General features: G+C 57.6%; 8 protein-coding genes and 4 pseudogenes. 4 read left to right on the plus strand and 8 right to left on the minus strand.

The window, feature by feature from the left end:
• The 6 genes and pseudogenes from AWB67_RS43790 to AWB67_RS32480 form a co-directional block, all read right to left on the minus strand.
• Positions 1–121 (minus strand): annotated as a pseudogene (locus AWB67_RS43790) (IS66 family transposase); the annotation flags it as partial.
• A gap of 460 nt (positions 122–581) precedes the next feature.
• Positions 582–1,205: a hypothetical protein gene (locus AWB67_RS32460; protein ID WP_125477778.1), complete on the minus strand. Its 624-nt coding sequence runs from the start codon at positions 1,203–1,205 to the stop codon at positions 582–584.
• Positions 1,206–1,295: 90 nt separating this feature from the next.
• Positions 1,296–1,934 carry a hypothetical protein gene (locus AWB67_RS32465; RefSeq protein WP_200822368.1) on the minus strand — a complete coding sequence of 213 codons (639 nt, stop codon included), beginning with the start codon at positions 1,932–1,934 and terminating at the stop codon, positions 1,296–1,298.
• Between the two features lie 105 nt (positions 1,935–2,039).
• Complete coding sequence (locus tag AWB67_RS32470) at positions 2,040–3,368, minus strand: tyrosinase family protein (protein ID WP_159965046.1); 1,329 nt, start codon at positions 3,366–3,368, stop codon at positions 2,040–2,042.
• Between the two features lie 1,033 nt (positions 3,369–4,401).
• Entirely contained in the window at positions 4,402–4,950 is a 549-nt protein-coding gene (locus AWB67_RS32475) for a hypothetical protein (protein WP_087660150.1), read from the minus strand.
• 64 nt (positions 4,951–5,014) lie between these two features.
• Entirely contained in the window at positions 5,015–5,572 is a 558-nt protein-coding gene (locus tag AWB67_RS32480) for a hypothetical protein (RefSeq protein ID WP_125477780.1), read from the minus strand.
• Positions 5,573–6,329: 757 nt separating this feature from the next.
• Between AWB67_RS32480 and AWB67_RS42370 the strand changes: the two genes are divergently transcribed.
• Positions 6,330–6,551, plus strand: coding sequence for a hypothetical protein (locus tag AWB67_RS42370; protein ID WP_235025460.1), 222 nt, complete (start codon positions 6,330–6,332; stop codon positions 6,549–6,551).
• 31 nt (positions 6,552–6,582) lie between these two features.
• On the opposite strand, the pseudogene AWB67_RS43545 reads toward AWB67_RS42370, so the two are convergent.
• A pseudogene (locus AWB67_RS43545) lies at positions 6,583–6,807 on the minus strand (GmrSD restriction endonuclease domain-containing protein); the annotation flags it as partial.
• Positions 6,808–8,048: 1,241 nt separating this feature from the next.
• On the opposite strand from AWB67_RS43545, the pseudogene AWB67_RS43550 reads away from it, so the two are divergent.
• The 3 genes and pseudogenes from AWB67_RS43550 to AWB67_RS42380 all read left to right on the plus strand — a co-directional run.
• Positions 8,049–8,270: pseudogene (locus AWB67_RS43550) on the plus strand (SpvB/TcaC N-terminal domain-containing protein); the annotation flags it as partial.
• A gap of 25 nt (positions 8,271–8,295) precedes the next feature.
• A pseudogene (locus AWB67_RS42375) lies at positions 8,296–8,820 on the plus strand (SpvB/TcaC N-terminal domain-containing protein); the annotation flags it as partial.
• 225 nt (positions 8,821–9,045) lie between these two features.
• Complete coding sequence (locus tag AWB67_RS42380; RefSeq protein ID WP_235025461.1) at positions 9,046–9,639, plus strand: FG-GAP repeat domain-containing protein; 594 nt, start codon at positions 9,046–9,048, stop codon at positions 9,637–9,639.
• On the opposite strand, the gene AWB67_RS40040 is transcribed toward AWB67_RS42380, so the two are convergent.
• Positions 9,548–10,171, minus strand: a complete 624-nt coding sequence (locus AWB67_RS40040) for a hypothetical protein (protein WP_125477782.1) — start codon at positions 10,169–10,171, stop codon at positions 9,548–9,550. The two genes, AWB67_RS42380 and AWB67_RS40040, sit on opposite strands and share 92 nt — an antisense overlap.
• Between the last annotated feature and the right edge of the window lie 210 nt (positions 10,172–10,381).

A 10,381-nucleotide genomic window follows, 5' to 3' on the forward strand; every position in this document is an offset into this window, starting at 1 on the left:
CCGTTGCCAGATCCTCGAGTTGGGTTTCGAGCCGATCGATCTGCCGCTCCAACTGCTCGGATTTACGACCGAAGTGCCACCGATTAGAATGCCGGCGGTCATGCGCGGCTTTGAGGCTTTGATGGGGCCAGCCGACGGCTTCGCGGTTGAAAGTATCCGGCACGACCGCCAGATCCAGCGAGACCTCGTGATGTACGAAAAGTCCGAGGGTGGACACCTGATTAGACTTTGAGACTTTCCGCCGGCGCAAAGTGTTCGGTGACTGCGTCTGTCCGAATAATGCAGCGCGCCGGCCTCTGCGGTCGCCGGAACCCCGTCATCGTTAATGCAGTCAGCAAACCATTTGGCCAACGGAACGCTCGCTCACCGCTGTGAGCCGAAATCAACGCACAGGTTGGGGGCTGAAAACAGTGATTTAGGAGTGTGAAGGTGACGCGTGTCATCTCATCGAAAATTCGCGCTGGTCGACGAACTCGAGCCCGGATCAAATTGCGTCATGACCACACCCATCTGAAGCGAAGTCAATGAGGCCCTCAAGCGATCACCTATGCAGAGCTTTCAACGGTCACGTGTCGGTCACCTCAATAGGGGATGTCATTGCGTCCCGGCTTGACCCTCTTCGACTTGATGAAAGGTGCTTCGGTTGACAACTCAAGACGCAGTTCGCCGGCGGCGATGACTTGGCCTGCCGGAGCGCTAGTGCCGTCCACCCGCACAAACGAAATTACGTGCTCGCGGCTAGCACTCGCGCGAATCTTCACCATTGCGCCGGTTGCCGGATATTCGAGCGTTACGGATCCATGATGCGCCTCGCTCGCAATTTCGAAGGCTCCGAGCGTGCCGAGAAAGTGCGTTGGACCGACGGTATCGATATCCGCATTCTCTGGCAGGTTAAGATACACCTTGTAGAAGTACCCGCCGGCTGCACCCGCGTTTGTAACCGCGACGTTGTCGAACACAACCTTGACCGAGCGGAATTTTCTCGCCTTCGATGTACTGGCCGAAGTGGCGGCCGGCGCCGACGCGCTCGTCGTTTCAGTATCGGGAAACTCGTCCTCGGTCGTCGTAATGACGTCCTGGATTGATTGCACCGAACTCGCCTCCGCCGTCACAAGCGCGCTGATCGACTGTTCGCTCAGCGCGAGGCCTTTCACCCCGCCGATCGGTATGCGTCGCGCGAGGGCCGTCGAGAATTCTTTGGACAAGCGTCTGAGAATGCGGCAGGCTAAGCCTGCCGCAGGCAGAAGGGATCAACCCGATGAAGGTGGAGATGGGAACAGGTGCTTCGCGACGACTCAGGAACACCTAGTCGCAATATCCTTGCGAGGCGTACGTACCGTACCGCCACCCGGAGCTCTCCTATTACACAGTGTGTTCAGCAGCGAGGCGATGTTGCCGGCTCCGTAACCGCCATAATTTGCATTCGGGTACTGCGCGTTTTGGCGAAACTGGGAAGAGTAGTTATCTTTTGGCGCATTAGGATCGGAGGTCCCCCATGACGTCACGCCAATCACCGCGAGCTTCGAAGCGGTACCTGCAACGGCGTCTCCTTCCCGCAGAGGGTCGCGAGACTTGAAATTTACGATCCACCGGCCACCGCTTGAGCCGCTTGTGAGGTCGCTTCCTTGCCAGAGCTGCCAAGCTCCGCCGACCACTGTCGTGTAAGTTGGCCCATCCGTGCGCTGCATGATCGCGCCACTGTCCAGAAGGTACGGATATCCGAAGGTCGAGACGGCCGCGGTCTGTAAATTGCCAGTCTTTGGAGAAGATACGAACGAACAGTTGTTCCAACCGTAACCCATATATCCGGTGATGTCGCCGATGAACTGATTGTGAGTGTTCTTGGCGAGATCGATTACCGCCAGATCATTGTTACGGGCTGCGCCAGATCCGCCGGAATTGGTAAGGAGCTCCCGTCCCCGTGGCGCCTGCACCTCCTACTTGGGAGAGGTGCAGGTTTTGCACACTCGCGATGGATGCGCACGGCGCGCATCCATCGCGGCTAGCCTGCCGCCCCGCCATAGACCCTATAAACAGGGTCAGTCCGTGCTCAGTTCGAGGCGCATTTCGTTCATGGACACCACATTACCGCTCGGATAAACCAAGCCATTCTCGCGCACGAAGGACACGACCATTTGATTCGGATTCGTGAGACCGAGACTCGCCAGCGGATAGGTGATATCGAATTCTTTCTTGCCATTTCCGTGATGCGCGGCCACCGAGACCTCGAACGCGCCGACCGTGCCAACAAAATGCGAAGCGCTAACGGAATCGACATCGCCGGTCGAGGGCAGATTCAGATAGATGTTATAGAAATAGCCGCCGTCCTGGCCCGCCGTCGATGCGCTCCTCAAGCCATCCAGCACGAGCTTCACGTGCTGGAACGACTTCTTCGCCTCACCGCTCCCCTGAGACGGTGTTGGCGATTGCGCCTGCGGTTGCAGATCCGCGGCACTGGATGCCGAATCGCTCAAGACCGCCGCAGGCGATGTCGCGAGCACGTCGCGCAGCGAATTCGCGCCCGCTGTCTGAAGCGTAATGCCCGCGCTGATCGAATTGTTGTCGAGCGGGATGCCCACCAAGCCGCCGAGCGAGTCGCGCGTCGACGATACGGTGCGTGGTGCGCTCGACGTGAACGTGCGGAGCTTCGGGCGGCCGTGGATCGACGAGTTCTGCGCCTGCACCCGGACGATGCGCCCGTGCTGCGCCTGCTGGGGCATTTTGACCGGCATGGTGTCGTCTGCGTAGTCGTAAAGGAGGCCGGCAGTCGTGCGTGTCAAGGCCCTGGCCATCGTGAGGTTGCTGGCATAGGTGAATGTGCCGTTCCAGTACGAGCTGGTCGCGGCGGGTACCTTGCTAGTCGAACGACGCGACCACGCGTTCCACAACCGATCGAGGTTGCAGTGATGCAGATAAAAAATCGGATCCAGCGCCGCCGTAGTGATATCTGCCAAATAGCCACCGATGATGTCATGCACCGGGTCATGCGGCGCAGATTCCAGATTCGGCTCGAACGCATTGTTCAGGCCGAGCTGGAAGTTGTTCACCCCTGTCGCGAACGGACTCATACTCAGCGCCGGATAGGCGCTGGTGTTCACGCGCCGAGTGTAAAGCGGATTGTTGCTCGCAGCGTTCGTGAAATCTTCGGGCAAGGTCGGATAAGTGTAGTAATCCCAGTACGGAAGCATAAGCTTGGCGGAATCGAGCTTGTCGTAGCCGAGTACGACTCTCAATTGCTGTTCGAAATAGGAGATATAGCCGCGATGCCAGGCGAGAAAATACGCGATGCCGTGCGGGCAGTAGTTCTTGTGAATGTTGGCCCAGTATTGCCACGAGTTCTTGTTCGTACTGCCCGAAATGCCTTTCATGGTTTGAATCGCACTGACAAACGTTTGAAATTGTGGCGTTAATCTGAATGCATGCCATTCAAGCCGAATGGCAGGCAACGCCCCAAAGCTGAGTCTTGGAAGCGATGCAAGCGCCAGCGCCGACGTGGTTCCTTGAACGAACGCTCGCCGCTTGATTAAAGTAGTGACCATGGGTAACCCCTTGAGCAATGGAAAGGCCAGATTTAAGGCGGTTGGCCGTCCGCGACATCGCCGCGATGAGTGCATCGGGTGAAGGACAATATGTCTGGGATCAATGCACTGAAGTATGGACGACGCCGGCCAAGGTTCAATCGTTATTTGAAATGACCAATGATTTCATGTGCGCTAGCACACACACGTTTTTACGGTGCGTTGGGTTCCGTAAGAAGCAGATAAAAGCTCGGCGTTCTAACCGATGTTACGCGGCCCTGGACTTCCCAAGTGGTGTGACCGGTTGTCGCTCTCGTCGAGTTGTTCTATCGTTCGGACGCTTGTTCGATCGTCGTCAGTCGCGGTCGACAATCGCATACCAGGCCGTATCGCGGTTTCGTTCTTGGTGGACAATCGCTTGCCTGAAGATGCCTTCGAACGCTAACCCTAGCCTCCGTCGTCTTGCGCGAGGGCGCGTTCGAACTGTCGCACGTCCATTCGTAACGCAATACTTCAGATTTTCGAAGACATAGCACATCGGCAGATATTGCGCATCGAGATGCACGTTTGCTTGAGCAGCGGTAGAAAACGTGACGCTGCCCACTTCGATGACGCCTTCATTGCCCGGACGTGTCACGTGCCAGCCCCGAGCGGCCCGCCGATCTCGTCGAGCACATCAGTCGTTCGCACGATGTGCCCAAATGCGATGTCGATCTCCGTACTGGTTCGGGCCGGTGCGGGGCACAATCGAGCAGGGTACATCGCTGCGACGCGGCTGCGTTCGAGGCAAGAGCCAGAACGCTCTCGCCAGCAGACGATGTTCTGGCATGAAACTAGATAGATCAACATTCGCCGGAAGCCTGAGAGCTCTTATTTCGGTTCGTCAATAGTGAATTGACAGCGGCTCCGGGTGATCCTGCGTGATCACGTAGCTCGACTCAATAGGCCAGCCGGCCGCCGTGACCGGTGTGGTGTAACGCTGGCATTGGCTGTTGGTGCCTAGAAGATATGATGAGACGCTCAGGTACTGAGAGTTCGTTGTCGGCGCGATATAAACGGTGACGTCTGAGCCTCTCCTGAGCGTGAAGGAAGGCCTCGGTCCGGTGCGATCAGAGATAAGCGGAGAGCCGCTGCAATCCGCCGCATAGAACTGGTTGAAAAAGTACCATCCCCACTCGAACTCCGTCGCGGAATAGATAGTCTGGTTGCCGGTGCCGGCGACCTGCCGCCGGATGACCGGCACGAACACCGGAGCACCGTTCACCGTCATGAACACGCCTGCGCCACCACCAGCATATTTGAAGGCGCCGACTGCCTTGCCGTTCGCGTCGAAGACCTGCAGGACGCGCCGTTGCGGACGGTCCTGGTGGTCGTCGGCGAACGACGCCATCGAGCTTGACAACAGCAGCGCCAATACGATCAGTCCGCGCATGTCATGCACCTCAAGGCCGCGATCATCGTTCGATGGAAGCTCATATGCAAGGGGAGCCTTGCGACTAGCGCGATCGCCGATCTCCCCTGTCGCGCGGATAGCGGATGGTCAGCGGTTCCGGTTGAGCGCCGGTCAAAGAATACGTGCTTTCCGTCGGCCAGCCGTATTCCGTGCTCGGCACGCCGGAGGGCACGCAACGGAAATTCGGACCCGACCGAATCGATCCGATCAGGATCGGACCAGAGTTCGTTGCTGGCGCAACGTACAAAGTGACGTCGGTGCCTTGCCTGATCGTCACCGACGGACGGACTCCGGTGGTGAGCGTGATGACCGGTGTGCCGCTGCAATCGGACGAAGTGTAGTCGGCTGCATTCGTGCCCGACCATCTGAAATCCGTAGCCGAATAGACGGTTTGCGGACCGCCGTCGCCGGACACAATCACCCGTTCGATAGGAACGAACGCGATGGCGCCGCTTACTGTCAGATAGACACCTGGCCCTCCATAATCCTCGAGCGGCCCCACGAACTTGCCTTGCGAGTCGAAGACCAGGAGCGACTCGCCCCCGGCGAACGAGGCCGATATATGGAGCAAGAGGAACACTGAAACGACGATCGCACGCATGCTTTCACCTTTTCCCATTGCGCGCGTTGCCCGGATGGCGACATGAGTTGGCAACGGTATTGAGTAGGATAGGACCGGCTTCGACGTATTGCAAAGGCAAACGGAGGGATATGTCAACGATGCTTATAAACTAGTGGGGACGCCGTTTCATCTCCGCAAGAACGGTCGCTCTATTGTTGGATAAGCTATCTATGCGCACACGGGGACGCGAATTTGTGTTTCGCGTGACGCCGAAGACGGCAGGCGCTGACCCGAGGGCGCCCATGCGGGTCGTCGCACCGTATTTGTGGCTTGCGCTCTTGTGCAGCCTACCCCCTCCTGCTCGTCGACGATGCCGACAACGCCCGCGGTTTCTATGTAATTTCAATGTTAAATGCCGTCGTGTACCTTGCCATCGCGATACTGATCGTCGTCGCGCATGCGCGTGAGAACGGGCACCGCAAGTCGATGCTCTCGCTTCTGCTTGCCGAGGGACCGCTCGCGAGGCGCGGTCTCTTCATCGCGGCAGCACTGGTTCTGCTCACGAGCGCTATCTGCGGCTTGGCCAGGGCGTCGAGGCGCTGTTGTGGCGAGGTGGAGCGATTACGCCAGCCGTGGCCGCAGAGCCTACGAAGATCGGCGTATACGATCCAGACCATGCCTACGCGCTCGCCGACGCGCTCCACTTCGAGCATATCTTCGTGTCATAGGCGGATCCCGGCGCGGCAACTGCATCCACGACGCGGGCAATTATGCGAGCCTGCGCAAACGCAGCCTGATGGTCACGGTGGAACCGTGGGTGGTGGTGTCCCGCAACTCGCATACGTTGCTGCGTGATGTGACCCTGGGTGCCTACGACGCGGAGATCGACGGCGTGTGCGGCGCAATTCGATCGCTCGATTCGCAAGTGAAGGTGCGATGGGCCCAGGAAATCGAAACGGCAACTGGCCGCTACCCGTGGGCCGTGGCTGACCAAGCACGGCCGCAGTCAACGCAGTGATCCGCTGCTGACCGTCGATCAGAATCATCTTTCCTGATGCTGTTTTTCCGTCTTTTAGTTTTACATCCGGATTCCGCCACGCGATGAGATAGCCGACCGGAAATCCCTGATAAAGCGAATCGAGGAGGTCACGGACTTGGGACGATTCCCATACAAACGGACGCTGAATCTCTGGAATCGCTATTTCTCCTTCTCGGACTCTCGATAGGAGGCTCTCGATAAGGTATTGATTTACTGCATATTTTTGAATTGGCATCGCCTTTCCCCAAGTGCCTTACACCGGCCAGACCCGACCTGTTGATCCGCGCGATGCTATCAGACTTGATGGGGTGAAATCATTTGAACCTCCGAGTGGCCATCGCATCATGGATCCGACCTGCGTACTGAGTTCCCCAGTCACCGAACTCGGGAATGGCCGCTGACGTGGAGGAATGTGACACTCAAACGTCTAGATAGACCCACGGGCCAATGGCGGAAAATGGCCGGGTCCCCGGCACTCACTGTTCGAACGTTCGAACCATGCTCGTTTTGCAGCAGACGGCAGCACGCGACCCGGAGGCGACGTTTGGCACATTGCCCGGCGAATGGCGGGTCCCGGAGAGGAACGGTCGTTAGTGCAGCAAAATAGAGAGACGTAACGTATGTCGCCTCCATTTTTCGCGGCTCCACTTCAGTGATTGTTCAATTTCCCGTGCGGCCGTAGGTCGGAAGTCTCAACTCACGGTGGGTAAGCTGCGCGATTGACGCCACGTGTTTTTTTAGACGTTCGCGCCGCGAGAACGAGAAGCTACAAGTCAAACCAAATCGTCCGCTACTATGTTATTAGGCACGCGCTGAATTGACGTGGGTAACCAGGGCTACCACCGCCGACCGCGTCGAGGACCTTAAACGCAGGGGGCAGTCAGATGAATGGACTTAGGTTCGCATATATCGTTTCGTTTGCCACGAGTTCGAATCCGCAGGGGCGTGCCGTGAAGATCATGCAGACCTACGCCAATTTCACGGGCAGCGGCTCGCTTCCCATCATATCGATCAAGTCCATCTGCCGGCTTGACACGAGCGTCTCCATAGACTAACACTTTACCTACAGAAGACTTCTTAAAGCTTCCGGCGTCAACGAACCCGGTTGCCACTTTATTCACGGTCATTTCACTGACATCGGATACTTTTCGAGCGTTCTTAGATCGTATTCGGACCGCCGGTGCGGCCGCCGCTCCTCGATTCGCAGCACTATCCTTGGTACTGCGAATGAGACGCGTCCTACGCCGACTTGCCCGCACTTTGTGAACGGACGTGCAGTCCAATGTCTAACACCCGATTCTCGCGTAGCGAAGAATGACCGGCCAGATCCTGGTTACGCAGTAGTCCCAGTACCGGTGTCCGCTTCCTTTGTGCCCGTCCGTTCTCGCGGACAACTCACACCGAAAGAAGCAGTTGCAATGGATGTGCCTCTACCAAAGAGGCCGTAATTCATTCGTGATTTTCGGCGGGTGCACAATGAACAAGTCCGGAACCGCTGATCAGGTCATTTCCCATCCGAAGGGTGGCGGTGCGCTCAAAGGCTTAGGGGAAACCTTTTCGCCGGATCTGCACACAGGTACCGGCAACTTGTCGGTACCCCTTGCCATTTCTGCCGGACGCAACGGTGTTCAACCCGACCTGACCCTTGTTTACAGCACAGGGGCGGGGAATGGGGTGTTCGGTCTGGGTTGGTCGCTGAGCGTGCCAGGAGTTTCCCCGCGACACATCGAAGCTCGTGCCGATCTACGACGACGAACAAGATGTGTTCCTCTTGTCTGGCGCCGAGCAATTGGTGCCAGTGTCCGCTCCCTCGCCGGGCATCACTCGCTACCGCCCGCGGACCGAAGGCCTGTTCGCCCGTATCAGCCACATTCGCTCTGAGCAGGATGACTATTGGGAGGTCCGCAGCCGTAGCGGGTTGACCAGTCTCTATGGTCAGCCGGCCCCTACAGATCCGGAATTAGCGGTCGTCTGCCACCCGGACGACAGCCAGCGCATCTTCGCTTGGCACTTGACGCAAACGGTCGACCCCTTTGGCAACCGTATCGAATATCTGTACGAGCGCGATCCAAGTCGCGAGGATGGCCCTCATCGCTGGGATCAGATTTACCTGAAGACCATCCGCTATGGTGACTATGGTTCTCCCAGTGCACCGCAATTTATGGTCACCGTCGACTTCGTCTACGAGACGCGTCCCGATCCTTTCTCTACCTATAAATCTGGATTCGAAATCCGCACGATGCGGCGTTGCGCCCGAATCGAGATCAGCACCCACGCCGGAGTTGCCCGTTTGACTCGGGTTTACCGGCTCATTTATCGGGATCAGACCGATCCCCGAGCCGCACCCGCCAACGGCGCTTCCCTTTTACACAGCATTGAGGTCGAAGGCGTCGACGGCGAAGCGCGTGAAAAGTTGCCCCCGCTGGAATTCGGCTACACGCGTTTTGATCCGACCCGGCGCGTCTACCAGGCCATGTCTGACTCATCCGCGTCAGAACCCGAGCGTTCCCTTGGCCACCCGGATTTCGAACTGGCCGACCTGTTCGGACGTGGCCTTCCCGATGTGGTGCAGATCGGTGACACCACCCGCTACTGGCGCAATCTCGGCGATGGCCGTTTTGACGTTCCGAGACCCATCGACGGCTTGCCGCCCGGCGTCCGGTTGGGCGACCGGGGGGTGCAACTTGCCGATTTCGATGGCGACGGCCATATTGACCTGTTGATGTCAGGTGCACGATTCAACGGATACGTTCCTCTCACCGTCTCCGGTGTCAAGGCCACTGGCCGCTTCGTCGATTACGCGGCGGCTCCGCCGTTCGCTTTGAACGACCCAGAGGTCCGGTTGCTCGACCTCGATGGTGATAGAATCACCGATGCCTTGCGCACAGGCACCCAATTCGAGCTGTACCTTCACGACCGCGAACAGAGCGGATGGTCGGAAGATGACAGACAAAGCTTGACCGCATTGCAAAAACCTACGGGTTCGGACGGGCTAATGCCAACTCAAGCCTTTCAAATTGAAGCTCCGCGTGGCGGATTAAACCACGCATTTCATGCGATGAGGTGACCGGGGTAGCCGAGTACCTTCCCGCCTGATGCCCAGTGGACTGTAAATAATCGGACATGGCGCACATTCGGTCGTTCAGACTGAGTAGCGTTGCGCGCAGTCCGGCGATTGCAGAGATAGCTTCTGCTGAACCGACTTCGTGAAGGGGAATCTGCTTGAGAGCGTCTGCGGCGTCTAGCAGTCGGCCAGGCGATGCTGTGAACGAAAGAAGTAAAGGGTCAGATGAATTCCCTTCGAATGGTCTTTTCAACTCGTTTGCCGCATCCATCGCGACCCGTCCGATTGCGACGTAGGCAAGGCGACGTACTTGCTCACGTGCTCGCAGGTTTGCATCAAACTGACGTTGCGCGGCAGATGCCTGCCTTTCCCCGATGAAATAAGCGCCAACGATTGCTAAAATCGAACCGACAGCCTGAACCCAGGCCGCTAGCCCATGTGATGATTCCGGGAATTCGTAAGCGAGGACGAGCGAGGCGAATATAACAACGACGACGACAACGACTCCAATCAAGAAAGTTAGTGCGCGATTCATTGGCGACCTCCTAGCCGGTGTCAGCTGACATCTCGAAATTATCGTAGTCGGAAAAGGATATTCTTGGAGTACTCGTCGCAACTTGAGGTATCTATCGAGTGCGGAACGCGTTACTTAAAGGTCAACTATCCGTGACGGGGCGTTCATTGTGCACCTCCTTCTGAATCCTCGATAAACATTGGGAGTTGGCCTTCGATGGCGCTGCGACAC

This window comes from Caballeronia terrestris, from assembly GCF_001544515.1.
In the GTDB taxonomy this organism is placed as follows: domain Bacteria; phylum Pseudomonadota; class Gammaproteobacteria; order Burkholderiales; family Burkholderiaceae; genus Caballeronia; species Caballeronia terrestris.

Excerpts from the sequence above, each read along its gene's own strand:
- AWB67_RS32470 (WP_159965046.1), bottom strand. The coding sequence starts at position 3,368 with ATGAAAGGCATTTCGGGCAGTACGAACAAGAACTCGTGGCAATACTGG.
- AWB67_RS32475 (WP_087660150.1), bottom strand. The coding sequence starts at position 4,950 with ATGCGCGGACTGATCGTATTGGCGCTGCTGTTGTCAAGCTCGATGGCG.
- AWB67_RS32480 (WP_125477780.1), bottom strand. The coding sequence starts at position 5,572 with ATGCGTGCGATCGTCGTTTCAGTGTTCCTCTTGCTCCATATATCGGCC.
- AWB67_RS42370 (WP_235025460.1), top strand. The coding sequence starts at position 6,330 with ATGGTCACGGTGGAACCGTGGGTGGTGGTGTCCCGCAACTCGCATACG.
- AWB67_RS42380 (WP_235025461.1), top strand. The coding sequence starts at position 9,046 with ATGTCTGACTCATCCGCGTCAGAACCCGAGCGTTCCCTTGGCCACCCG.
- AWB67_RS40040 (WP_125477782.1), bottom strand. The coding sequence starts at position 10,171 with ATGAATCGCGCACTAACTTTCTTGATTGGAGTCGTTGTCGTCGTCGTT.